Genomic DNA, 22,505 nt, shown 5'->3' with positions numbered 1-22,505 from the left:
GAGTCAGCCGCAGCGCGAGCGCGCGCTTGCCTTGTTCAAGTCGGGCGAGGTGCCGATCCTGGTCGCGACCGATATCGCCGCGCGCGGCATCGACGTGTCGGGCGTCAGCCACGTGTTCAACTTCGAGCTGCCCAACGTGCCCGAGCAGTATGTCCACCGCATCGGCCGCACCGCGCGCGCTGGCGCCAGCGGCGAGGCGATCGCCTTTTGCGCCGATGACGAGCGGCCGTACCTGAAGGACATCGAGAAGGTGACGCGCCAGAAGATCCCGTCGGTGCCGCTGCCCGACGACTTCACCCGCCGCGCCGATCAGCTGAAGGCCGAGCGCGTCAAGGCGATCGGTGCCGATCCGGCACCCCGCGCCGACCGCCAGCGTGGCCCCGCACGACCGAAGGCGACGCACGCGCCGCGCCCCGCACACGGTTCGCGCCAGCACGAGCCGCAGGCACCCGCCCGCGCGCACGGTGGCGGTCATGGGGGCGGCGGTCGTCCGGCACACGGTGGCCAGCGCCCGGCGCAGGGTAGCGCACAGGGTGGCAACGGCGGCGCAGGCGCCAATACCGGCGGTCGCAACTACGCCAACGCGAGCGGCAACCGTCGTCGCGGTGGGCGCGGCCGCGGCGGCGCAGGTGGCGGGCGCAGCATCTCTGCCTGATCCTTCTCGCCGATCGTAAGCGGCCCGCGTGGCGCTCGCGCTCTGCCTTCGAGGCGAGCGCGGGAGCCGCGCGGGCCGTTTCGCGTTTGAGATGCAGGAGGTCGCATCATGCATGTATCCGTTACGCCGCTCGTCGAGCGTATCGCGCGTGCTCGCCGCGCAGCGCATCAGCGCGAACGGGCCGGACAAGAGGAATCGGCGGGCAGACTGATCGACGCGAACTGGCCCGACTATTGCGACGACGCGTTGGCGGTGCGCCACACACCGTGCGCGAACCTTCACGCGCGATGGCGGACGCTGGCGACACCGCGACCTGGGAGCGCGTAGTCCTCGTCACGCTCGACGAGGCCCCCCCCCCGGCCGATTAACGCGAGCCTATAGAGCGTCGACTTGGCACAATAGTACCCTACAAGGGTCGATGATGACCGCTCCGACCGCCACCCCGCCCCGACCGCTCGCCGGCCTGCGCGTGCTCGAACTCGCGCGCATTCTTGCGGGGCCGTGGTGCGGGCAGCTGCTCGCCGATCTCGGCGCAGACGTGATCAAGGTCGAGCGGCCGGGCGAGGGCGACGACACACGTCACTGGGGTCCGCCCTTCGTCACCGCCGACGACGGCACCGACCTGTCGGCGGCCTATTACCACGCCTGCAACCGCGGCAAGCGATCGGTCGCGATCGACATCGCGAGCGGCGAGGGCCAAGCCCGCGTCCGCACGCTCGCCGCTGGCGCCGACGTGGTGATCGAGAATTACAAGGTCGGTGGCCTTGCCAAATACGGGCTCGACGCCGCCACGCTGCGCGCGGCCAACCCGCGACTGATCGTCTGCTCGGTCACCGGGTTCGGTCAGACCGGCCCCTACGCGCACCGCGCCGGCTACGATTTCATCATCCAGGGCATGGGCGGGATCATGTCGCTGACCGGCGAGCCGGACGGCGACCCGCAGAAGAGCGGCGTCGCGATCGCCGACCTGTTCACCGGCGTCTACTCCGCGGTCGCGATCCTCGCCGCCCTGCGTGAGCGCGAGCGGACCGGCGTCGGCGCGCACATCGACATGGCGCTGCTCGACACGCAGGTCGGCGTGCTCGCCAATCAGGCGCTCAACTGGATGGCGAGCGGCGCCGTGCCCGGCCGCATGGGTAACGGCCACGCCAACCTCGCCCCGTACCAGAGCTTCCCGACGAGCGACGGCGACCTGATCGTCGCGGTCGGCAACGACCGGCAATTCGCCCGGCTGTGCGCTGTCCTCGGCGCGCCTGCACTCGCCGCCGACGAACGCTTCGCCACCAACCCCGCGCGGGTGCGCAACCGCGCCGCGCTGCTTCCGCTGATCGTCGCGGAGACGGTGAAGTGGGAGAGCGCACAGCTGCTCGCCGCACTGGAGCAGGCCGGGGTACCGGTCGGCCCCGTCAACCGCATCGATCAGGTCTTCGCCGACCCGCAGGTGGTGGCCCGCGGCATGCAGATCAGCGTCGAAGGTCTGGCGGGCCTCGCCGCCCCGATCACGATCGACGGTCGCCGCGTCATCGCTGAACGTGCCAGTCCCAGGCTCGGCGAGCATGCCGACGCCGACTGGGCTTGATCGCGCTCTCGTTCACCTGCGCGACGTTGAGGCGTTCGGGTCGCCACGTGGCTAAGGGGGTCGCTTCCCGGCCACGAAAAATCGCATGATCCGCCCCACCCTCTCGCTCGCCCTGCTGCTCGGCAGTGCGCCCCCGGCCTTCGCCCAAACGCCCGCGCCAACCGACCCCACAGCGGGCGAGGACGTCGTCGTCACCGGCCGGGGCCTGAGCGATCGCCCCGGCGACGCCGCCGCCAGCGTGGTGACGATCACTGCCGAGCAGATCCGCAGCAACGCCGCCGACCGGCTCGAAAGCGTGCTCGCCGATGTGGCGGGGGTGCAGCAGTTCCGCCGCTCCGACTCTCGCTCGGCCAATCCGACCAGCCAGGGGATCTCGTTGCGCGGGATCGGCGGCAACGCGTCGAGCCGCGCGCTCCTGATCCTCGACGGCGTGCCGCAGGCTGACCCGTTCGGCGGCTGGGTGCCGTTTCCCGCCTACGCGACCGACCGTATCGGGCGCATTCGCGTGACCCGCGGCGGCGGCAGCGGTTACTTCGGCCCCGGCGCGCTCGCCGGCACGGTCGAACTGGAGAGCGCCACCCCGACGCAAGTGCCGCGCTATCTCGGCAGCGTCGCTTATGGCAGCCGCAACGCGCTCGACGCGCAAGGTTCCGCCACGCTCAGCAACGACGGCGGCTTCGCGACCCTGTCCGCCGCCTACGCGCGCGGTGACGGCTTCGCGCCGATCGTCGCGGAGGACCGCGGCTTCGTCGACGGTCGCGCACCCTACGAGCAGGCGTCGGGCGCGATACGCGGCGTGATCCGCACCGGCGCCGACAGCGAATTGCAGGCCAACGTCAGCGCCTTCACCGACCATCGCACGCGCGGGCTGCCGTTCACCGCCAACCGCAGCGAGGGCGCGGACGCGAGCCTGCGCCTGATCGGGCGCGGACACTGGGGCTATTCGGCGCTCGCCCACGTGCAGACCCGCGCCTTCGCGTCGCAGTTCGCCAGCGTCGACGCCGCGCGCACCACTGCGACGCCGACGCTCGACCAGTACAACACGCCCGCGACCGGGCTCGGCGCGCGGCTTGAGCTGGTGCCGCCGCTCGGCACGGGCGCGGACCTGCGGCTGGGCGTCGACTGGCGCGATGTCAGCGGGCGAACGCAGGAACTCTACAGCTACACAAACGGTCTTCCGACCAGGCGCCGCGTGGCGGGGGGCAGCAGCACGACGCTCGGGGCCTTCGCCGACGCGAGCCGGACACGCGGCCCGCTCACGCTGACGCTCGGCGGACGCGTCGATCGCTGGTGGATCACCGACGGGCGGCTGAACGAGCGCGCGCTCGCCGCCGCGACCGTCTTCACCGACGATCGCTTCGCCGACCGCGACGGCACCGAGGCGACCGGGCGCGCGGGCGTGGCGTACCGGCTGGGAGATGGCGTAACATTGCGCGCCTCGGGCTATCGCGGTTGGCGCCTGCCGACACTCAACGAGCTATACCGCCCGTTCCGCGTCGGTGCCGACGCGATCGCTGCCAACGCCGCGCTCTCACCCGAGCGGCTGACCGGCATCGACGGCGGCGTCACGATCACCCCTGCCGCACGCATGACGCTCGCCGCGACCATATTCTGGAACCGGCTGGAGGACGCGATTGCCAACGTGACGGTTGCGCGCGGGCCCGGCACCTTCCCCGGCGTCGGCTTTGTCTCGGCGGCGGGCGTGTACCGCGTGCGCCAGAACCTCGACGCGATCCGCTCGACCGGGCTCGAGCTCGACGCCGACTGGGATCTCGCGGGACCATTGTTCGCGCGCGCGTCGTGGAGCCACGTGTCGCCGCGGGTGGAGGCATCGGGCAGCGCCACAGCGCTCGATGGCTTGCGCCCTGCGCAGACGCCGCGTGACCTCGTCTCGGCGACGCTCGGCTGGCGACACGACGCGCTCACCGCGTCGGCGACGCTGCGCCACGCCGCGCGCCAGTTCGAGGATGACGCCAACACGCGCGCGCTGGCGCCCGCGACGACCGTCGACGGCTACCTGTCGCTGCCACTCACGCGCGCGCTGGCGCTGGAGGCGCGGGCCGAGAACCTGTTCGACGCGCGCGTGGAGGCAGGCATCAGCGGCGCCGACCTGGTCGAACGCGCCACGCCGCGTACGTTGTGGATCGGGCTTCGACTGCGCGGATCGTGAGGATGCTCGACTTTATCAAGTAACGCCACGCCGCGCGGAAGCGGTCAACTTCCACGACGCACAACAACGACCTTGATCGATATCAGTGTTCTTTTCCTGTTCACGGGCGAAACTACCGACTGTTCTTCCGGGTTGAAGGCGCATGTCGCGACCCCGTGCCGCGCCACCCATGTTGCTGTCCGACTAGGAGAGAAGAAAATGAAGACGCTTACTGGTCTCGCCGTCGCGCTGGCCTCGGCCACCGCCGCACTGCCCGCCGTCGCACAGACCCCGCCGCCCCCGCCGCCCGCCGAGGCGAAGTTGCAGGCGATGCCCTATGTCATGGCCTCGGGCATGAGCGACCTGTTTGAGATCAACTCCAGCCAAATCGCGCTGCAGAAGTCGCAGAACCCTGCGATCAAGCGTTTCGCGACGATGATGATTCGCGACCATCAAAAGACGACCGCCACCACGATGGCGGCGGCGAAGAAGGCCGGTCTCACGCCGACGCCACCGATGCTCGATGCCGGCGCGACCGCGTCGATCACCGAATTGCAGCAGGCCGCACCGGGCGACTTCGACCGCATCTATCTCGCGCAGCAGCTGCCCGCGCATAAGGTGGCGCTCGACCTGCAGCAGAGCTACGCCGCCGGCGGCGATCAGGCTGCGCTGCGTGCCAACGCGAAGGCCGCGGCCCCGATCGTCAAGCGCCACGTCGACATGGTAACGAAAATGCAGGCCGGAGAGATGGGTGCCGGGCACAAGATGTGACCCGCGCCGCTCGTGCACGACGCTGACCGATTGAACAGCATCGCGCAGGAGCGACTGCAAGCATGGCGGCGCTCGCTGGTCGACAGCGGGCGCCGCATGCCGTTGTTCGATCCCGCCGACGGCGGCGCGAGCGCGCGCCTGCTGATTTTGCTCGAGACACCCGGTCCCGGCGATGCAGGCGATCGTCAAGTGTCGCGCGACAATCAGACCGGTACGGCGCGCAACCTGACCCGCTTCCTCGATGAGGCCGCGATCGCGCGCCGCGACACGATCCTGTGGAACACCGTGCCGTGGATCGTCCACGAACCCGGCGCGCGCAATCGCCCGCTCCGTCGCGGCGAGATACGCGAAGGGCTCGCCACCCTGCCTGACTTCCTCGCCTTGCTCCCGCGCCTCTGCGTCGCCGTGCTCGCCGGCCGCGTTGCTGGCGAAGCCGCACCGGTGCTCGCCGGCTGCTGCCCTCGCGTAGCGATGCTGACGATGCCGCATCCCTCGCCCACGATCGTCTGCACCAGTCCGGACATCGCACGCACGATCCGAAATACGCTCATGCAAGCTGCCGGATTGCTGAACGACGCGAGGCTGTAGCTCGTGCGGCGGCAAAGTGCTCCAAAAACAGCGAAAACGGCCTCACGCTCCTTCCCGTTCTCGCGCGATTTGCTATGGTGCCAGCGATCTTCGCAGAAGGTTCCACAAGGCTAAGAAAATAATCGCGCGCCGCCGATCATGCCGGCGCGTGCGCGATCGCCAAACCCGCAAAGGACGCCATGTACCTGCCGACCGACGACTGCCGTACCGACCTCACCCTCTCCACGCACGCTCCCCTGCCCGCCTACGACGTCGTCATACCCTGCTACAATCGCGCGCACGTCGTCGCCGATGCGCTCGAGAGCGTGCTTGCGCAGGAGCACGCGCCGACGCGGGTCGTGCTGGTCGACGACGGATCGAGCGACAGCAGCGCCGCGGTGATCCGGCGGCTGGCGGCCATGCACGCGAACGTCGAGGCCGCGGTGCTGCCCCGCAACGGCGGCGCGTCGAACGCGCGCAACGTCGGCGTGTCGCTCTGCACCGCGCCCTGGGTCGCCTTTCTCGACAGCGACGACGTCTGGCTAGCAGGCGCGGCGCGCGCGCTGCTGGAGCGATCCGCGGGCCATGACATCGTCGTCGGGTTCTTCGCGCGGGTCGAAGGAAACGCCGTGCCGGATGAGCCCGAGTGCGGTTGGTCGGGTGGCGACATTCGCCGCGCGCTCGCCAGCGGCGGCGTGATCGGGCCGAGCTGGTCGATCGTGCGCCGCGCTACCGTGACGGCGGTCGCTGGCTTCGATCCCAGCTTCCACAATTGCAACGACTGGGATTTCTACACCCGCGCCGCCGCGGATGGCGCCCGCTTCGCGCGCATCGACCGCTGCGTCGCGCTGTACCGCACGGTCGCGGGCGCGCGGCTGGTCGATGACGAGGCGATCAACGCGGTCAACGCGCGCCGCGTCCGCGCGCATCCCTATCTGGCCGACCTGCTGCAACCAGCCTGAGGACCGATCGAGGAACAGCGGGATCAGGCAAGCCGCACCAGGCGTTCGCCCGGACGATGACGCGCTTCTTCACCGCCGACACCCATTTCGGCGATCACCGCACGATCAACATCCAGCGGCGCCCCTTCGCGTCGGTGGCGGATATGGACGCACTGCTCGTCGCGCGCTGGAACGATGTGGTCGGCGCAGGCGACGAGGTCTGGCACCTGGGCGATGTCGCACGCCGCGCCGCCGACGTGCCCGCGCTGCTCACCCGCCTGAACGGCACCAAGCATCTGATCCGCGGCAACAACGATCCCGACGCGACGCTCACCGCGCAGGGCTGGGCAAGCGTCGCCGACTATGCCGAACTGGAGGAGGACGGCCGCAAGCTCGTGCTCTGCCACTATCCGTTCCGCTCATGGAACGGGCAGGGGCGCGGCGCGATCAACCTGCACGGGCACAGCCACGGCCGGCTCAAACCGACGCCACGCCAGTTCGACGTCGGCGTCGACGCGCGCGATTTCGCGCCCGTCCGCCTCGCCGATCTGCTCGCGCCTTAGCCGCCTCCACGCAGCATCGGGATCGCGGCGATAAAGTTGGCGATCTCCAGCCGTCGCCGGTCATCGTGCGCGAACTCGTCGTCGACGCCCAGCTCCCAGCGTGCGGCGTGGTCGTCGGGGTCGCGCTGGATGCGATCGAGCAGCACGGCCCGCTGCTCCACCGCCTGCTCGTCACTTGCCAGCCCTTCCTCGACCAGCGAATTGCCTTGCGATCGGATTGCGGAGGCGATCTCACCCGGGCTCAGCTCCGGGTGATATTGCACGCCCCAGAACACGCCATTGCCGTGCCGGATTTCCACCGCCTGCACCCGCGTCACGCCGTTCGTCGCCAGCAGCAGCGCGCCCTCGGGCAGTTCCTCGACCTCGTCGCTATGCACCGATGCCGCATCCCACGCCGGCGCGCGTCCGGCGAGCAGCGGGTGGTCGCGCCCCGCCTCGGTCGCCGTGATCCGTCGGCCTACAGCTGCCTCCAGCCGCTCGGGCATCTTGCGGACGCGCCCGCCCGCCGCCGCGACCGCGACCTGCAATCCCGCGCACGAACCGAATGACGGCACCCCGCTGTCGAACACCGCGCGCATGAAGGCGATCTGCCGCTCGACCTCGGGCGCATCGTCGTAGACGTGAAGCGGCGATCCGGTCAGGAACACCGCGTCATAGGCGGCAATCTCGTCCGCGCTCAGGCGGTCACCGTCCGCGTCGGCCGGCTCGACGCGCGTAACTTCCGCACCCGGCGCCATCTGTTCCAGCGTCGCCTGGAAACTCTCGCCCGAACTCTTGCCCGCGCGCTTGCGCCGGTCGGCACGGTCCTGCGCAGTCTCGCTTTCCGCCACCAGAAATCTCACGCGCGTCCGATCGAATGATTGTTGTGAATGTGAGTGAACGCTTGGCGCTCCACGTCGTTCTCCCCTGCAACACATTGAAAGGAAGAAAGATGGCGATCTTCAACAAGGACATGGTCGAGCTCGCGAACAACAACGAGCTGTGGCAGAAGGAAGTGTTCCGCGACAACAAGGTGCAGGTGGTGCTGATGAGCATCCCGGCAGGCGAGGACATCGGGCTTGAGACGCACAACGCCGACCAGACCACCTTCATCGTCACCGGCGAGGCGCAGGTCACGATCGACGATCATCACACCAAGGCCGGCCCGAACCACATGGTCGTCGTGCCCAAGGGATCGAAGCACAACTTCACCAACAAGGGCTCGTCGGCGCTGAAGCTGTTCTCGGTCTACGCGCCGCCCGCCGAGCCCGAGGGTGCCGCGTTCAAGACCAAGGCGGAGGCCGAGGAAGCCGAGAAGGGCCTGCTCGCCAAGGCGACCGACGCGGTCAAGGACGCGATCGGCCGGTGAAAAAGCGATCCTCCAGCCTGCGGATCGTCATCACAGGCGCGTCGAGCGGGATCGGTGCCGCCACCGCGATCGCCTTCGCCAAAAAGGGTGCGCACCTCGTGCTCGTCGCGCGCGGTGAAGCGGGGCTGGAGGACATTGCCACGAAGGTACGCGCCGCGGGCGGCACCGCCGAGGTACGATCGGTCGACGTGACCGACGCCGCTGCGGTCGCCGCCTTCGCCGCCGAGGCGCAGGTGATCCTGGGCGAGATCGACCTGTGGTTCAGCAACGTCGGCGTCGGCGTGGTCGGCAAATACCACGACGTGCCGATGGCGGATCACGCCCGCGTCATCGACGCCAATCTGATCGGCCACATGAACGACGCGCACGCGGTCTGGCCGATCTTCCTCGCGCAGGACCGCGGCACCTGGGTCAATATGATCTCGGTCGGCGGCTTTGTCGCGACGCCCTACGCCGCCGCCTATGCCGCGAGCAAATTTGGCTTGCGTGGATTCAGCCAGGCACTGCGCGCCGAAGTGTCGAAGCACCCGCACATCCACGTCTGCGACGTCTACCCGACCTTCGTCGACACGCCGGGCATCGACCACGCGGGCAATTACACCGGTGCGACGCTGTCGCTGCCCCCCGGCGCGCTCGCGCCCGAGACGGTGGCGAAAGCAGTGGTGAAACTCGCCAAACGACCGCGCAACACGACTGTCGTCGGCGCGCCCGCCTGCGCGATGAAGCTCGGACAGTTCGCCGCGCCGAACCTCGGTGCCGCGATGATGAACGGCTTCATGGACGTGTGGTCCGACCGCGCCAAGCCCGGTGAAGACGACGCCGGCGCGCTCCACGAACCACCCGCCGCGCCCAGCGGGGTCGATGGTGGTCGTCGCCATCCCGAACGGCGACGCAAGGCCGGGCTAGTCGCCGGCGGTGTCGCCGCCGCGGGGCTGGCCGGGCTCGCCGCATTCTTCTGGCGGCGTCGCCACGACTGACCGCGCACCCGTCACGCCGGACGGCCGCTACCTCGTGGTACGCGGCCGTTTGTGGCGGCGGAGCAATCCTGCACTATCCGACAACGTGCGCGCCGGGCTGGTTGCCGAATTGATGGACGCGCGGCGGATCATCGGCAGCGCTGGCCGCACCGGCGACACCGAAGCAATCGCCGCGGCGCGCACCAGGGTTCACGCCGCCAAGGTCGCGCTCGGCGAGCGCGGCCCGGTCTGGTGGGATGACGGCGCCCCCGACCTCAACCGCCACATGGCGCGCAACACACCCTACGCCGACTGGTTCGCGTCGCTTGACCTATCCGCCAACCATCCCTCCTCGGGCGGGTCAGCAGGTTAGGTCTCAAACCAGGCCACTCAGACCGACACCGCCGCCTCGGCCCGCCCACCGTTACCGAAGATGCAAAGGTATCGTTCGATCTCTGCCGGATCGCCCGTCGCCTTCGACGGATTGTCCGACAGCTTGACCGCAGGTCGCCCGTTCGCCTCGATCACCTTGGCGACAAGCGAGATCGGCTCCAGCGCGTGTCCGCCTTGCGGATCGCAACCGCGGAAATCGTTGGTCAGGTTGGTGCCCCAGCCAAAGCTCATCCGCACCTGCCCGGCAAAGTGGCGGTACGTCGCCTCGATCGAGTCGACATCCATGCCGTCGGAAAAGATCAGCAGCTTGGCCCGAGGATCGCGGCCCCGCGCGCGCCACCAATCGATGATCTGCTCGCCCGCTTGGATCGGCGGCAAACTGTCGGGGCGAAATCCCGTCCAGTCGGCGACCCAGTCGGGCGCGTGTGCCAGGAACGCCGCGGTCCCGAACGCGTCGGGCAGCACCACGCGTAAATTGCCGCCGTAATGCGCCTGCCATTCCTCCAGCACCCGGTACGGCGCCGCGGCCACACCCGCATCGTCGTCGGCGAGCGCGGCCATCACCATCGGCAGCTCGTGCGCGTTGGTGCCGATCGCCTCCAGATCGTTATCCATCGCCAGCAGCACGTTGGACGATCCGATGAAGCGGCTGCCCAGCCCCTCCTTCAACGCCCTAACGCACCAGCGCTGCCACAGGAAGCTGTGCCGCCGCCGCGTACCGAAATCGGAGATGACGAGCTCGGGCAAGTATCGCAGCCGCTCGACCTTCTCCCACAATTTCGCCTTGGCGCGTGCGTACAGCACATCGAGCTCGAACCGCCCGCGCGCCCTGAGCGCCGCACGGCTGCGCAGTTCGTTGACGATCGCGAGCGCGGGGATCTCCCACATCGTCGTGTCGGTCCACGCGCCCTCGAAATGCAGTTCGTACTGCCCGTCAGCAACGCGCAGATCATAGTCGGGCAGGCGGAAGTCGGCGAGCCAGGCGAGAAAATCGGGCGCGAACATCCGCCGCTCGCCGTAAAAAGTATTGCCCGCCAGCCAGATCAGCTCCTTTTTCGCCAGCCTGACCCCGCGTGCGTGATCCAGCTGCTCGCGCAACTCGGCCTCGTCGACCACCTCCGCCAGCCGCACCGACTTCGTCCGATTGATCAGCGCGAAGGTCGCGCGCACGTCGCGGTGCTCGCGCCAGATCATCTGCAGCATCAGCAGCTTGTAAAAGTCGGTATCGAGCAGGCTGCGGACGATCGGGTCCAGCCGCCAGCTATGGTCGTATACGCGCGTGGCGATGTCGGTCACCGCCACGCGGAGTCCTCCTCAACAGGTCAGAGGAATGGCGTACCACCCGTCACCGGGATTGTCGCGCCCGAGATATAGCTCGCCTCGTCGCTCGCCAGCATGACGTAGGGCGGCGCCAGCTCGGCCGGCTGCGCTGCGCGCCCGATCGGCGTTTCCTGCCCGAACGACTTGACCTGATCGGCCGGCATCGTCGACGGGATCAGCGGCGTCCACACCGGACCCGGCGCGACTGCGTTGACGCGGATGCCGCGCTTGGCGAGCATCTGCGCCAGCCCGGCGGTGAAATTGTGGATCGCGCCCTTGGTGGTCGCATAGGCGAGCAAGGTCGGCAGCGGCTTGTCGGCGTTGATCGATGTCGTGTTGATGATCGACGAACCCTCGCGCATGTGCGGCACCGCGGCTTTCGACAGATAGAACATTGCGTGCATGTTGATCGCAAAGGTCTTCTCCCATTCCTCATCCGGAATGTCCTCGATCTCGGCGAAGGTGTGCTGGTAGGCCGCGTTGTTGACCAGCACGTCGACGCGCCCGAACGCCTCCACCGCCTTGGCGACCACCGCGCGCGCGTGTGCGGGATCGCTGATGTCGCCGGGCACCAGCACCGCCGTGCGCCCCGCGTCCTCGACCAGCCGCTTCGTCTCGGCCGCGTCGTCGTCCTCGTTCAGATAGCTGATCAGCACGTCCGCGCCTTCACGCGCGAAGGCGAGCGCGACCGCGCGTCCGATCCCGCTGTCGCCGCCGGTCACGATCGCCTTGCGGCTGTTCAATCGCCCGTAGCCGACGTAGCTGTCCTCACCGTGGTCCGGCCGCGGATCCATCTGCTCGGTGTCGCCGGGCACCTGTTGCTGCTGCTCGGCGAAAGGCGGTTCGGGGCGAAAGGTCATGCGTGGCTCCTGCATCTGCCGACGCACAAAGAACCGGGCCGCCGATGCGTTCCCGCACGAGGTCAGGCGATCGCGGCGACACCTTCCCCCTCGATCCGCGCCGCGACCATCGCACGGATATCGACCCGCGCCTTCAACCGCGCGGCGAGCAGCGCGGTGCCGCTGATCTTGCGCTGGACGAACAAGGTGTCGATCGGCGGGACGTGCCAGGTCGAACGGTCGCGCGCCATGTCGATCGCCTGTTCGCGCAGCACGCCGACGAAGGCGCGGTCGCCGAAATCGAACACGCCGGGCTGGTTGAGCTCGGACAGGATCACGTCGATCATTCGGTCGACCAGCGCGCGGTGCGCAGTCGCCGCCGCCTCGCCCATGAACCCCGCCGCGACCGCCGCCTCGCGCACCGCGTCGCGGTTGCCCGACAGCCCGGCGGCGAGCAGCCGGCGATAGCCCGCGCTCGTCTCCGCCGGCACACCGCGCGCCGCACCGAAATCGAGCAACACCAGCCTACCGGTCTCCGGCTGCCAGCGGTAATTGGCAAAATTGGGGTCGGTCTGCATCAACCCCCAGTCGAACAGCTCGCGCAGCACCAGCGCGATCAGCCGCGCCATCGCCGCGTCGCGCACCTCCCGGGCTCCGTCCTCCAGCGTCTCCACGGCCACGCCCGCGACGAAGTCCATCGCCAGCACGCGCTCGGTCGTCAGCACTGGCTCAAGCTTCGGCACGACGAAGCCGTCCTCGCCCGCCAGCAGCTCGCCGTAGCGCGTCAGCATCGCACCCTCGCGGCGGTAATCGGCCTCCTCGTGCAGCTGCCGCTTGGCTTCTTCCAGCAACGGCTTGATGTCGAGTTCGCGCGGCAGCAGCCCCGATACGCGCAGCAGCGTCGCGACATTGTCGACGTCGGCGTCGATGCTCTCTTTGACGCCCGGATATTGCACCTTGATCGCCAGTTCGCGCCCATCGGGCAGCCGCGCACGGTGGACTTGTCCGATCGAAGCGGCGGCGATCGGGTGCGCCTGGAAATGCGCGAAGCGGCGCCGCCAGCCCTGACCCCACTCGCGCACCAAAACCGCGTCCAATTGCTTGGGCGGCATGTGGTGCGCATTGTCGCGCAGCCGTGCCAGGATCTGGGTCAGTTCGGGCGGCAGCAGGTCGCCCGCATCCATCGACACCATCTGCCCCAGCTTCATCGCCGCGCCGCGTAGGTTGGCGAGCTGATCGGCGACACGCGTCGCATTCGCCGGGGTGAGCAGCAGGTCGCCCATCCGCGGGCGCTCACCGTTCGCCAGCCGACGCGCGCCCTCGGCAACGACGCCGCCTGCGACTCCGCCCGCCAGCCGCCCGAACGCGCTCACTCTCGCGATCCGTCCGCTCGGCACTGCGCGGCCGCCACCCGTCATCCGATCTTCGTCACTCACGCCCGCACTCCTTTGCGCGCTCAACGTTCGCTGATGACGAAGGCTGCGCGGGATACTGGCTGGCCGAGCGTGCTAAATGGGCGCCGCGTCAGCAGCGCCGCCTGGGTCCGCTCGGCAGGTAATCGCGCGCGTCGACGACGTTGAACGTGCCCGACTCGCTCGCATAGGCACGCAGCAACGGCGCGTGTCCCGCACCGAAGATCACCACCGTTCGGTCGCCCGGACGCCCCGCGACGCGCGCCAGATTGGCGTAGATCTTCAGGTTGCGTGCGTGCCATTGCCCAACCCAATTTGCGCCGGGGTTGTCGCGCGCGTCGCCCATCCGCGCGATGGTGTAGTAAGGTGCTTCGTTGAGCGCCACGTAATTGGGGTCGGCAAAATAACGTAGCCAGTCGCCGACCGAGCTACAGCGCTGCCGCGCACCGTTGGCGTCCGCTTGCGCCTGAGCCTGCCGCTGAAACGCCGCCCACTCGGTTGCGCGTCCGTGCGCCTTCATCCAGCCCACGAAATCGTAATCGCTGTCCTTGCCCGGCTTGTCACCCTGGAAATCGACGGCGTCGACGCGCGGCAGATTGAGCCTGGCCGCGAGCCGCAGGCCCAGCTGGTCGCTCTCATCGGCGGTCAGCTTGTAGCGGCCGGCGCGATAATCGGCGTAGCGCTTGTCGAGCTTCGCCTGGTCGGCAGTATCCCACTCGACCGCAACATGGTTGGGATGAAATCGCGCGAGCCGTTCCACCACCGCCTCGATCTCGCGCTGTCGGTCGGGTGCCAGCACGTTCTCGACCCGCGTGTTGCCGATGTCCTGTCCAGGATTGCCGAAATGGGCAGAGCCCACCACCAGCAACGCGGCGCGATTGCCTGAGAAGGAGACGCCCTGCGCCATGGCAGCACCAGCCGCCAGACCGACGCCGAGCGCGAGCAAACCTGCGCCAATCAACTTCTTCATCGCATCAACTCCCCGCCGTCACGACCTTGGTACACGGCGGGGAGGATGCTTCAACCCGTCAGGGTCGCGTGTTTCCTCAACCCGTCAGGATCGCGCGGTCACACCCGCGGCGGAATTCCTGCGCGCGCGGCCTTGCGACGGTCGTATGCCTTCTTGCCGAGGTACGCCGCGCTCGCCGCCATGCCGAGCGGCCCCATGCGCGACAGACCGCGCGTCAGCAGCCCGCCGATCACCGCACCCTTGACGCCGCTGCCGCGGCTGTTCTGGCTTACTTCGCGACCGACCAGCGCGCCCAAAATCGTCCTCAACATTACACAGCCTCCTTGATCCGGTCGCTCAGCACCGCGACGCCCTTCAACACGCCCCAGCCGATCGCGTGGGTAACCGCGATCGGCAGAACCACTTTCAGCACATTGGCCGTGACCGCTCCGATCAACGCGCCATCGGCGACGCTGTCGTCATCGCCCGACATCGCATCGATCGCACCGCCGATCAGCGCGCCCACGCTTGTTGCACCCATGAAATGATCTCCTTCGGCGGGGTAATGAGCGGAGGCGAGTTGCGGTTCCGGCGCGGACCTACTTAGCTCGGCCCTTACCTGCCGATCATCGTCTCCGGCCGCACGACACGGTCAAACGTCTCGGCATCGACCAGCCCGAGCGCCAGCCCCGCCTCGCGCAGCGTCAGCCCTTGCGCATGCGCGTGCTTGGCGATCTTGGCGGCATTGTCATAGCCGATCTCGGGCGCGAGCGCGGTGACGAGCATCAGCGAGCGGTCGAGCAACTCCGCGATCCGCCCCTCGTTCGGCACGATCCCGGCAACGCAACGCTCCTCGAACGCGCGCATTCCAATCGCCAGCAGGTCCATCGATCGGAGCACGTTGCTGCCTATCAGCGGCTTGAACACGTTGAGTTCCAGATGCCCCTGCATGCCCCCGACCGTCACCGCGACGTGGTTGCCCATCACCTGCGCCGCCACCATCGTCAGCATCTCGCACTGCGTCGGGTTGACCTTGCCCGGCATGATCGAACTGCCGGGCTCGTTCGCGGGCAGATCGATTTCGGCCAGGCCCGAGCGCGGACCCGAGGCGAGCAGGCGGATGTCGTTGGCGATCTTGGTCAAGGCGACCGCCAGCGTGTTGAGCGCGCCCGACAGCTGCACCAGCGCGTCGTTGCTCGCCAGCGCCTCGAACTTGTTGTCTGCGGGCACGAAGCGGATGCCGGTCAGCGCCGCGATCTCGGTCGCCATGTCACGGTCGAACTTGGCCGGCGCGTTCAGGCCCGTACCCACGGCCGTCCCGCCCTGCGCCAGCTTGTTGACGTCGATCAGCGCCGCATCGATCCGCGCACGGCAAGCGGCGAGTTGGGCTGCGTAGCCCGAAAACTCCTGTCCCAGCGTCAGCGGCGTCGCATCCTGCAAATGCGTGCGGCCGATCTTGACCCGATCGTCCCATTCGCGCGCCTTGGCATCGATCGTGTCGTGCAGGCTGGTCAACGCCGGCAGCAGCTCCGCCCCCGCCTTGATCGAGGCCGCGACGTGCAGCGCAGTCGGAAAGCTGTCGTTCGACGATTGCCCGCGATTGACGTCGTCATTGGGGTGGACCGGCACCTTGCCGCCGCGCGTACCCGACAGCGCCTCGTTGGCGCGGCCTGCGATCACCTCGTTCACGTTCATGTTCGACTGCGTGCCCGACCCCGTCTGCCAGATGACGAGCGGGAACTGGTCATCGAGGCGTCCGTCGATCACCTCGCGCGCCGCCGCCTCGATCGCCTCGGCCTTCTCCGTCTCCAGCCCGTGGCGCTTGTTAACCCGCGCCGCGGCCAGTTTGACGCAGGCGAGCGCGCGGACGATCTCGATCGGCATCCGCTCGCGCGCGCCGAACGGGAAATTCTCTAGGCTACGCTCGGTCTGCGCGCCCCAGTAAGCGTCGGCGGGGACCTTGATCGGTCCAATCGAATCGGTTTCGGTGCGTGTGTCGGCCATGCACGATCAAGCGCGCGGGCACGCAACTCGTTGCACGCACCCGCGGATCAACCGCGTGTGCGCCGCCTCACTTCTTGCGCTTGAAATCCACCGCGACGACGTTGCTGCCGTCCTGCTGCTCCGCGGTCGGCGTGCCGTCATTCTCCGCCGGATCGTGCCCGCCCGGACCGTCGCCCGGCCCCTCCTGCGCCTGGAAGCGCAGTTCGAAATTGACCGCCGGATCGTGGAAGCCCGTAATCGCCGAGTACGGGATCACCAGCTTCGACGGCACCTGGTTGAACGACAATCCGACCGAGAATTTCTGCTCGTCGACCAGCAGGTCCCAGAACCGGTTCTGCAGCACGATCGTCATCTCGTCGGGAAAACGCTCGATCAGCCGCTGCGGAATGTCGACGCCGGGCGCCTGCGTCTTGAACGTGATATAGAAATGGTGCTCGCCGGGCAGCCCGCCCGTTTCCGCCACGGTGTTAAGCACGCGGCCCACCACCGCACGCAGGGCTTCCTGCACGATCTCGTCGTACGGTATCAGGCTGTCGGGCATCTCGCTCATCGCGGCGCATGGGTAGCGTCGTGGCTGGCCCGGTCAAGAGTGCGCGGCAGGCACGAACTTGCTTGGCGCGGCGGCGGCGCTAAGGGAGCCTCCATGCGGACCGCGACCATCAAGCGCTCGACCAGCGAGACCAGCATCGAGGTTTCCGTCAACCTCGACGGCACCGGCGTCTACCATGTCGCAACCGGCGTCGGCTTCTTCGACCACATGCTCGAACAATTGTCGCGCCACTCGCTGATCGACTTGGACGTGAAGACGACGGGCGACCTCCACATCGACGCGCATCACACGGTCGAGGATACCGCACTGGCGCTGGGCAGCGCAGTCGCGCAGGCGCTCGGCGACAAGCGCGGCATCCGCCGCTACGGCGACGCGCTGTCGCCGATGGACGAGGTGCTGACGCGCGTGTCACTCGACATCTCGGGACGTCCGTGGCTGGTGTGGCGCGCACCGTTTGGTCAAGCGACGCTCGGGACGATGGACACCGAGTTGTTCGAGCATTTCTTCCACTCGTTCGCGCAGACCGCCGGCATCACGCTCCACGTCGAGCTGCTCCACGGCCACAACAACCACCATATCGCCGAGAGCGCGTTCAAGGGCCTGGCGCGTGCGCTGCGCACCGCAACCGAGATCGACCCCCGCAAGGCCGACGCGATCCCCTCGACCAAGGGGGTGTTGTGAGCAGGCGTGCTGTGAGCGCTCGCCCATGACGCTCGCGCTGATCGACTACGGCGCGGGCAATCTCCACTCGGTCGAGAACGCGCTCAGGGCAGCGGGCTGCACCGACCTGACGGTAACTGCGGACGCCGAAACGGTCGCGCGCGCCAATCGCGTCGTCCTGCCCGGCGTCGGCGCGTTCGGATCGTGCGCGACCGCGTTGCGCGGCGTGCCCGGCATGGTCGAGGCGCTGGAACAGCGCGTCCGGCGCGAGGGGGTGCCGTTCCTCGGCATCTGCGTCGGCATGCAGTTGATGGCGGAGGCGGGCGAGGAACTCGGCACGCACGCCGGCCTCGGCTGGGTCAACGGGCGCGTCCGGCTGATCGACGCCGCCGGCACCGACGCAAAGGTGCCGCACATGGGCTGGAACGACGTGGTACCGACCCGCCCCCACCCGCTGATCGTGCCGGGCGAGGCCTATTTCCTCCATAGCTTCGCCTGTCAGGGCGACGATACCGATGTGGTCGCCACCACCGACCACGCCGGTCCCGTCACCGCCGCCATGGCGCGCGACAACATGGTCGGCGTGCAATTCCACCCCGAGAAGAGCCAGCGCTACGGCCTCGCGCTCCTCGACCGTTTCCTGAAGTGGCGCCCATGAGTTTGATCGTCTTCCCCGCCATCGACCTGAAGGCCGGTCAGGTCGTCCGCCTCGCCGAAGGCGACATGGCGCGCGCCACCGTCTACGGCGACGATCCCGCTGCGCAGGCGACTAAGTTCGCCGACGCCGGTGCCGGCCACCTCCACGTCGTCGACCTCGACGGCGCGTTCGCAGGGGAGAGCGTCAACGGTGACGCGGTGCGCAGCATCGTCGCGACCTTCCCCGGCCACGTACAGCTCGGCGGCGGCATCCGCACGCCGAAGGCGGTCGCGGCGTGGTTCGACCTCGGCGTCGCGCGCGTCGTGATCGGCACCGCCGCGCTCGAGAATCCCGACTTCGTCCGCGACATGGCGCGCGACTATCCCGGCGGCATCGTCGTCGCGGTCGACGCCAAGGACGGTATGGTCGCGACCAAGGGCTGGGCCGACGTCTCGACCGTCTCGGCGACCGACCTAGCGCGCCGCTTCGAGGACGCGGGCGTCGCCGCCGTCCTGTTCACCGATGTCGGGCGCGACGGGATGCTCAAGGGCTGCAACGTCGAAGCGACGGTCGATCTCGCGCGCAGCGTCGACATTCCTGTGATCGCCAGCGGCGGGGTGAAGGGCATCGCCGACATCCATGTCCTGGCGCTCCACGCCCGCGACGGCGTCGAAGGCGTCATCACCGGCCGCGCGCTCTACGACGGCCGCCTCGACCTCGCCGCCGCGCTGTCGGTTGCATCCGCCGCATGACCGTCCGCGCGCGCGTCATCCCATGCCTCGACGTGGCGAACGGGCGCGTCGTGAAGGGGGTCAACTTCGTCGACCTGGTCGACGCGGGCGATCCGGTCGAGCAGGCGCGCGCGTATGACGCGGCGGGCGCCGACGAGCTCTGTTTCCTCGACATCACCGCCAGCCACGAGGCACGTGGTACGATCCTCGACGTGGTCCGCCGCACCGCCGCGGTCTGCTTCATGCCGCTGACCGTCGGCGGCGGGGTACGCACCGCGGAGGACGCGCGCGCGCTGCTGCTGGCGGGCGCGGACAAGGTCGCGGTCAATTCCGCCGCCGTGTCGCGGCCCGAGGTGGTCGCCGACATCGCCGAGCGCTTCGGCGCGCAATGTTGCGTTGCCAGCATCGACGCGCGCCGCGTCGAGAACGGCTGGGAGGTGTTCACCCACGGCGGGCGCCGCGCGACCGGCATCGACGCGGTCGCGCACGCGCTCCGCCTCGCCGAACTGGGCGCGGGCGAGCTGCTCGTCACCTCTATGGACCGCGACGGCACGCGCGGCGGCTACGACCTCGACCTCGTCCGCGCGATCGCCGACCGCACGAGCGTGCCCGTCGTCGCCTCGGGCGGCGTCGGTACGCTGGGCGACCTCGTCGCCGGCGTGACGCAGGGCCACGCATCCGCGGTGCTCGCCGCCTCGATCTTCCACTTCGGCGAGGCGACGATCGCCGACGCGCACGCCGCGCTGTTGGCGGCGGGCGTTCCGGTGCGCACGCACTGACGCCAACGTTTCAGTGACAATCGTCTGCTAGGGCCAAGACGATGAACCCGCGCCTGCTTGCCCTGCTGCTCGCCCCATTGCTCGTCGCGGCGAGCGGACACGACGGGCACCCGCGCCCGCGCACCGCACCCGAATTGTCGGACGTGGCGCTGTTCGTGTTCGCGGTCATCGCGGTGTGGCTCACGCGTCGTGCGCTGAGACGCCGCGCCGCAACCCGCAAGGATTGATCGGGAGCGTCGTCGCTAAGGATTGACCCGCGTCGCGGGCGGGGGCACCCCGCGCGACATGGCCGACGACATCCTCGATCGCCTTCAGGCGACGATCGCTGAACGAAAGGGTGCCGACGCGGGCGCCTCCTACACCGCCTCCTTGTTCCACAAGGGCCGCGCGCGGATCGCGCAGAAACTGGGCGAGGAAGCGACCGAGACGATCATCGCCGCGATGGGGGACAACCCGCACGCGATCGTGCCCGAGGCCGCCGACCTCATCTACCACCTGCTCGTCCTGCTCGCCGACGCCGGGCTCAGTCTCGGCGACGTGCGGATGGAGCTCGCGAAGCGCGAAGGACTGGGCGGTCTCGACGAAAAGGCCGCGCGCACCCCGGCCGGACTCCCCCTCTCCTTTCGCCCCTGATCCCGGAGCCGCGACCATGACCGTCGACGCCACCCAACCCTACGACGACAACAACATCTTCGCCCGCCTGCTGCGTGACGAGATCCCCTCGACGCGGGTGTACGAGGACGATTACGCGGTCGTGTTCCGCGACATCGCGCCCTGGGCGCCGACCCACTTGCTCGCGATCCCGCGCGGGGCCTACGTCAGCTGGGACGATTTCAGCGAACGCGCATCGGATGCGGAGATCGCCGGCTTAACCCGCGCAATCGGCCGTGTCGCGCGCGACGCCGGGCTGGTCGCCGGCGGCTATCGCCTGATCGCCAATATCGGCGGCGACGCGCACGCCGAGGTGCCGCACCTCCACGTCCACATCCTCGCCGGTCGCGCACTCGGACCGATGCTGGTAGCGAACGACAGCCAACGCTAGTAACAACGGCTACCAACGCAGCCCGCGTAAAACCGGGCCTACTTGTCACCGCGGGAGAGGTCGCTAGGCTCCCCGCTTTCGCATACCCGCCGGGAGGGGGCATTCCTTGATCTTTTTCGAACGCATGAAACCATTGGACGCCATCCTGGCGACCGCGGAGGAGAAATCGCTCCACCGCTCGCTCGGCTGGTTCCAGCTGATGCTGTTCGGCATCGGATGCGTCATCGGCGGCGGCATCTTCGTGCTGACCGCGGTCGGCGCGCAGAAGGCCGGGCCCGGCCTGATGCTCGCCTTTGCGATCGCGGGCGCGATCTGCATCGTGGCCGCACTCTGTTACGCCGAGATCGCGGCGATGATCCCGGTCGCGGGCAGCGCCTATACCTATAGCTACACCACCATCGGCGAGACGATCGCCTGGACGGTCGGCTGGGCGCTGATCCTCGAATATGCGGTCGCGGCGAGCGCGGTGGCGGTCAGCTGGTCGGGTTATTTCAACGGCACGATCCTGCAGCAATTCCTCGGCATCCATTTGCCTGCCTGGGCGAGCGCGGGTCCGCTGGCGCTGGGCGGCGCGCCGGGCGGCTTCGTCAATCTGCCTGCCGTGTTCATCTCGCTGCTGATGACGTGGCTGCTGATGGTCGGCACGTCGGAGAGCGCGAAGGTCAACGCGATCCTGGTCGCGATCAAGGTCGTCGCGCTGGTGATCTTCTGCTCGCTCACCCTGCCCAAGATCGACACCGCCAATTACAGCCCGTTCCTGCCCGCGGGCGTGTTCGGCGGGCTCGGTACCGGCGTCGGCGCGGTCGGCGCGGCGGCGACGATCTTCTTCGCCTATGTCGGCTTCGATGCGGTCTCAACCGCGGCGGAGGAAACCAAGAACCCGCAGCGCAACGTCCCCATCGGCCTGATCGGCTCGCTGCTGATCTGCACCGTCTTCTACATCGTCGTCTCTGCCGGCGCGATCGGGGCCATCGGCGGCCAGCCGGTGATGAACGCGCTGACCGGCATGCCGCTCGAGGCCGGCTCGCCCGAACTCGCGCGCCAGTGCGCGCTGCCGCAATACCGCGACGCGCTCGTCTGCTCGAACGAGGCGCTGGCACACGTGCTGCGCGTGGTCGGCTTCGGCAAGATCGGCAACCTGCTCGGGATCGCGGCGAACATCGCGCTGCCGTCGGTCATCCTGATCCTGCTGTTCGGCCAGACGCGCATCTTCTTCGTGATGAGCCGCGACGGCCTGCTGCCCGAGGCGCTCAGCCGTGTGCACCCGAAGTGGAAGACGCCATATATCGTAACCGCGCTCACCGGCATCGCGGTCGCGATCGCGGCGGCGTTCCTGCCCGTCGGCCAGCTCGCCGACTGGGCGAATGCGGGCACGCTCTATGCGTTCATGATGGTTGCGATCAACGTTATGCTGCTGCGTCGCCAGCAACCGAATGCCAAGCGCTCGTTCCGCACGCCCGCATTGTGGCTGGTCGGGCCGCTGACGATTGCGGGTTGTATCTTCCTGTTCGTCAACCTGCCGTGGCAGGCGATGCTGGTGTTCTTCGTCTGGGGCGCGATCGGCCTCGCCGTCTATTACGCCTACAGCCGCAAGACGAGCCATCTCGGCCGCGGCGTGGTGGTGACACCCGACGCGGGTCACTGACACCGTCTGACCGTG

27 protein-coding genes are annotated in these 22,505 nt (G+C 68.7%); 18 read left to right on the top strand and 9 right to left on the bottom strand.

Annotated features, from left to right (window positions below):
• The 7 genes from QZ847_RS04725 to QZ847_RS04695 form a co-directional block, all read left to right on the top strand.
• Positions 1-655 (top strand): C-terminal helicase domain-containing protein (locus tag QZ847_RS04725; protein WP_294353592.1); only part of this gene is annotated, 655 nt, incomplete at its 5' end.
• A gap of 421 nt (positions 656-1,076) precedes the next feature.
• A complete protein-coding gene (locus QZ847_RS04720; protein ID WP_294353589.1) occupies positions 1,077-2,234 on the top strand; it encodes a CaiB/BaiF CoA-transferase family protein in 1,158 nt (385 codons plus the stop codon).
• Positions 2,235-2,319: 85 nt separating this feature from the next.
• Positions 2,320-4,404, top strand: a complete 2,085-nt coding sequence (locus tag QZ847_RS04715; RefSeq protein WP_294353586.1) for a TonB-dependent receptor — start codon at positions 2,320-2,322, stop codon at positions 4,402-4,404.
• A 198-nt stretch (positions 4,405-4,602) separates the two neighbouring features.
• Positions 4,603-5,154: a DUF4142 domain-containing protein gene (locus tag QZ847_RS04710; protein ID WP_294353581.1), complete on the top strand. Its 552-nt coding sequence runs from the start codon at positions 4,603-4,605 to the stop codon at positions 5,152-5,154.
• Positions 5,155-5,166: 12 nt separating this feature from the next.
• Positions 5,167-5,742, top strand: a complete 576-nt coding sequence (locus tag QZ847_RS04705; protein WP_294353578.1) for a uracil-DNA glycosylase — start codon at positions 5,167-5,169, stop codon at positions 5,740-5,742.
• Between the two features lie 179 nt (positions 5,743-5,921).
• Positions 5,922-6,683, top strand: a complete 762-nt coding sequence (locus tag QZ847_RS04700) for a glycosyltransferase family A protein (protein WP_294353574.1) — start codon at positions 5,922-5,924, stop codon at positions 6,681-6,683.
• Positions 6,684-6,739: 56 nt separating this feature from the next.
• Entirely contained in the window at positions 6,740-7,225 is a 486-nt protein-coding gene (locus QZ847_RS04695) for a metallophosphoesterase family protein (protein ID WP_294353570.1), read from the top strand.
• Here the strand turns inward: QZ847_RS04695 and QZ847_RS04690 are convergent.
• The gene (locus tag QZ847_RS04690; protein ID WP_294353568.1) at positions 7,222-8,067 is read right to left on the bottom strand and encodes a type 1 glutamine amidotransferase; all 846 of its coding nucleotides are present in this window, start codon (positions 8,065-8,067) and stop codon (positions 7,222-7,224) included. The two genes, QZ847_RS04695 and QZ847_RS04690, sit on opposite strands and share 4 nt — an antisense overlap.
• Before the next feature lie 89 nt (positions 8,068-8,156).
• Between QZ847_RS04690 and QZ847_RS04685 the strand changes: the two genes are divergently transcribed.
• The 3 genes from QZ847_RS04685 to QZ847_RS04675 are packed head-to-tail and all read left to right on the top strand — an operon-like array spanning position 8,157 to position 9,902.
• Positions 8,157-8,573: a cupin domain-containing protein gene (locus QZ847_RS04685; protein ID WP_294353564.1), complete on the top strand. Its 417-nt coding sequence runs from the start codon at positions 8,157-8,159 to the stop codon at positions 8,571-8,573.
• Positions 8,570-9,550: an SDR family oxidoreductase gene (locus tag QZ847_RS04680; RefSeq protein WP_294353561.1), complete on the top strand. Its 981-nt coding sequence runs from the start codon at positions 8,570-8,572 to the stop codon at positions 9,548-9,550. Before QZ847_RS04685 ends, QZ847_RS04680 begins: the two co-directional genes overlap by 4 nt.
• Positions 9,489-9,902, top strand: coding sequence for a hypothetical protein (locus QZ847_RS04675; RefSeq protein WP_366930170.1), 414 nt, complete (start codon positions 9,489-9,491; stop codon positions 9,900-9,902). The genes QZ847_RS04680 and QZ847_RS04675 overlap by 62 nt, the downstream gene beginning before the upstream one ends.
• Positions 9,903-9,919: 17 nt before the next feature.
• Here the strand turns inward: QZ847_RS04675 and pncB are convergent, their stop codons facing one another.
• The 8 genes from pncB to QZ847_RS04635 all read right to left on the bottom strand — a co-directional run bounded on the left by pncB (position 9,920) and on the right by QZ847_RS04635 (position 16,996).
• Complete coding sequence (pncB, locus tag QZ847_RS04670; RefSeq protein ID WP_294353559.1) at positions 9,920-11,224, bottom strand: nicotinate phosphoribosyltransferase; 1,305 nt, start codon at positions 11,222-11,224, stop codon at positions 9,920-9,922.
• 20 nt (positions 11,225-11,244) lie between these two features.
• Positions 11,245-12,102: a glucose 1-dehydrogenase gene (locus QZ847_RS04665; RefSeq protein WP_294353557.1), complete on the bottom strand. Its 858-nt coding sequence runs from the start codon at positions 12,100-12,102 to the stop codon at positions 11,245-11,247.
• 62 nt (positions 12,103-12,164) lie between these two features.
• Positions 12,165-13,499, bottom strand: a complete 1,335-nt coding sequence (locus tag QZ847_RS04660; protein ID WP_294353599.1) for an AarF/ABC1/UbiB kinase family protein — start codon at positions 13,497-13,499, stop codon at positions 12,165-12,167.
• A 106-nt stretch (positions 13,500-13,605) separates the two neighbouring features.
• Positions 13,606-14,463: a DUF5694 domain-containing protein gene (locus tag QZ847_RS04655; protein ID WP_294353554.1), complete on the bottom strand. Its 858-nt coding sequence runs from the start codon at positions 14,461-14,463 to the stop codon at positions 13,606-13,608.
• Between the two features lie 98 nt (positions 14,464-14,561).
• On the bottom strand, positions 14,562-14,774 hold the full coding sequence (locus tag QZ847_RS04650) for a hypothetical protein (RefSeq protein ID WP_294353551.1): 213 nt from the start codon (positions 14,772-14,774) through the stop codon (positions 14,562-14,564).
• Positions 14,774-14,983: a hypothetical protein gene (locus QZ847_RS04645; RefSeq protein WP_294353547.1), complete on the bottom strand. Its 210-nt coding sequence runs from the start codon at positions 14,981-14,983 to the stop codon at positions 14,774-14,776. The genes QZ847_RS04650 and QZ847_RS04645 overlap by 1 nt, the downstream gene beginning before the upstream one ends.
• A 74-nt stretch (positions 14,984-15,057) precedes the next feature.
• A complete protein-coding gene (fumC, locus tag QZ847_RS04640) occupies positions 15,058-16,446 on the bottom strand; it encodes a class II fumarate hydratase (protein ID WP_294353544.1) in 1,389 nt (462 codons plus the stop codon).
• Positions 16,447-16,513: 67 nt separating this feature from the next.
• The gene (locus tag QZ847_RS04635) at positions 16,514-16,996 is read right to left on the bottom strand and encodes a ClpXP protease specificity-enhancing factor SspB (RefSeq protein ID WP_093004398.1); all 483 of its coding nucleotides are present in this window, start codon (positions 16,994-16,996) and stop codon (positions 16,514-16,516) included.
• A 93-nt stretch (positions 16,997-17,089) separates the two neighbouring features.
• Here QZ847_RS04635 and hisB point away from each other — a divergent pair, with 93 nt between their 5' ends.
• The 8 genes from hisB to QZ847_RS04595 all read left to right on the top strand — a co-directional run bounded on the left by hisB (position 17,090) and on the right by QZ847_RS04595 (position 22,490).
• Positions 17,090-17,677, top strand: coding sequence for an imidazoleglycerol-phosphate dehydratase HisB (hisB, locus tag QZ847_RS04630; protein ID WP_294353542.1), 588 nt, complete (start codon positions 17,090-17,092; stop codon positions 17,675-17,677).
• Positions 17,678-17,702: 25 nt separating this feature from the next.
• On the top strand, positions 17,703-18,314 hold the full coding sequence (gene hisH / locus QZ847_RS04625) for an imidazole glycerol phosphate synthase subunit HisH (protein WP_294353539.1): 612 nt from the start codon (positions 17,703-17,705) through the stop codon (positions 18,312-18,314).
• The gene (gene hisA, locus QZ847_RS04620; RefSeq protein WP_294353537.1) at positions 18,311-19,045 is read left to right on the top strand and encodes a 1-(5-phosphoribosyl)-5-[(5-phosphoribosylamino)methylideneamino]imidazole-4-carboxamide isomerase; all 735 of its coding nucleotides are present in this window, start codon (positions 18,311-18,313) and stop codon (positions 19,043-19,045) included. Before hisH ends, hisA begins: the two co-directional genes overlap by 4 nt.
• Positions 19,042-19,803 carry an imidazole glycerol phosphate synthase subunit HisF gene (hisF, locus tag QZ847_RS04615; RefSeq protein WP_294353534.1) on the top strand — a complete coding sequence of 254 codons (762 nt, stop codon included), beginning with the start codon at positions 19,042-19,044 and terminating at the stop codon, positions 19,801-19,803. The genes hisA and hisF overlap by 4 nt, the downstream gene beginning before the upstream one ends.
• Positions 19,804-19,844: 41 nt before the next feature.
• Positions 19,845-20,030, top strand: a complete 186-nt coding sequence (locus tag QZ847_RS04610; protein ID WP_093004406.1) for a hypothetical protein — start codon at positions 19,845-19,847, stop codon at positions 20,028-20,030.
• Positions 20,031-20,088: 58 nt separating this feature from the next.
• Complete coding sequence (locus QZ847_RS04605) at positions 20,089-20,436, top strand: phosphoribosyl-ATP diphosphatase (protein ID WP_093004408.1); 348 nt, start codon at positions 20,089-20,091, stop codon at positions 20,434-20,436.
• 16 nt (positions 20,437-20,452) lie between these two features.
• Positions 20,453-20,845: an HIT domain-containing protein gene (locus tag QZ847_RS04600; RefSeq protein WP_294353529.1), complete on the top strand. Its 393-nt coding sequence runs from the start codon at positions 20,453-20,455 to the stop codon at positions 20,843-20,845.
• 109 nt (positions 20,846-20,954) lie between these two features.
• Positions 20,955-22,490, top strand: a complete 1,536-nt coding sequence (locus tag QZ847_RS04595; protein WP_294189784.1) for an amino acid permease — start codon at positions 20,955-20,957, stop codon at positions 22,488-22,490.
• Positions 22,491-22,505: the final 15 nt, after the last annotated feature.

This window comes from uncultured Sphingomonas sp., assembly GCF_913778135.1.
Lineage (GTDB): Bacteria > Pseudomonadota > Alphaproteobacteria > Sphingomonadales > Sphingomonadaceae > Sphingomonas.
This window is presented reverse-complemented; position numbering and strand designations above follow the sequence as displayed.

Bases quoted from the DNA above. Each gene is read 5' to 3' on its own strand.
- QZ847_RS04700 (WP_294353574.1), top strand. From the start codon at position 5,922: ATGTACCTGCCGACCGACGACTGCCGTACCGACCTCACCCTCTCCACG.
- fumC (WP_294353544.1), bottom strand. From the start codon at position 16,446: ATGGCCGACACACGCACCGAAACCGATTCGATTGGACCGATCAAGGTC.
- QZ847_RS04715 (WP_294353586.1), top strand. From the start codon at position 2,320: ATGATCCGCCCCACCCTCTCGCTCGCCCTGCTGCTCGGCAGTGCGCCC.
- hisB (WP_294353542.1), top strand. From the start codon at position 17,090: ATGCGGACCGCGACCATCAAGCGCTCGACCAGCGAGACCAGCATCGAG.
- QZ847_RS04660 (WP_294353599.1), bottom strand. From the start codon at position 13,499: ATGACGGGTGGCGGCCGCGCAGTGCCGAGCGGACGGATCGCGAGAGTG.
- QZ847_RS04655 (WP_294353554.1), bottom strand. From the start codon at position 14,463: ATGAAGAAGTTGATTGGCGCAGGTTTGCTCGCGCTCGGCGTCGGTCTG.
- hisA (WP_294353537.1), top strand. From the start codon at position 18,311: ATGAGTTTGATCGTCTTCCCCGCCATCGACCTGAAGGCCGGTCAGGTC.
- QZ847_RS04610 (WP_093004406.1), top strand. From the start codon at position 19,845: ATGAACCCGCGCCTGCTTGCCCTGCTGCTCGCCCCATTGCTCGTCGCG.
- QZ847_RS04665 (WP_294353557.1), bottom strand. From the start codon at position 12,102: ATGACCTTTCGCCCCGAACCGCCTTTCGCCGAGCAGCAGCAACAGGTG.
- QZ847_RS04605 (WP_093004408.1), top strand. From the start codon at position 20,089: ATGGCCGACGACATCCTCGATCGCCTTCAGGCGACGATCGCTGAACGA.
- QZ847_RS04600 (WP_294353529.1), top strand. From the start codon at position 20,453: ATGACCGTCGACGCCACCCAACCCTACGACGACAACAACATCTTCGCC.
- QZ847_RS04695 (WP_294353570.1), top strand. From the start codon at position 6,740: ATGACGCGCTTCTTCACCGCCGACACCCATTTCGGCGATCACCGCACG.
- QZ847_RS04635 (WP_093004398.1), bottom strand. From the start codon at position 16,996: ATGAGCGAGATGCCCGACAGCCTGATACCGTACGACGAGATCGTGCAG.
- QZ847_RS04685 (WP_294353564.1), top strand. From the start codon at position 8,157: ATGGCGATCTTCAACAAGGACATGGTCGAGCTCGCGAACAACAACGAG.
- QZ847_RS04720 (WP_294353589.1), top strand. From the start codon at position 1,077: ATGACCGCTCCGACCGCCACCCCGCCCCGACCGCTCGCCGGCCTGCGC.
- QZ847_RS04710 (WP_294353581.1), top strand. From the start codon at position 4,603: ATGAAGACGCTTACTGGTCTCGCCGTCGCGCTGGCCTCGGCCACCGCC.
- QZ847_RS04650 (WP_294353551.1), bottom strand. From the start codon at position 14,774: ATGTTGAGGACGATTTTGGGCGCGCTGGTCGGTCGCGAAGTAAGCCAG.
- hisF (WP_294353534.1), top strand. From the start codon at position 19,042: ATGACCGTCCGCGCGCGCGTCATCCCATGCCTCGACGTGGCGAACGGG.
- hisH (WP_294353539.1), top strand. From the start codon at position 17,703: ATGACGCTCGCGCTGATCGACTACGGCGCGGGCAATCTCCACTCGGTC.
- QZ847_RS04645 (WP_294353547.1), bottom strand. From the start codon at position 14,983: ATGGGTGCAACAAGCGTGGGCGCGCTGATCGGCGGTGCGATCGATGCG.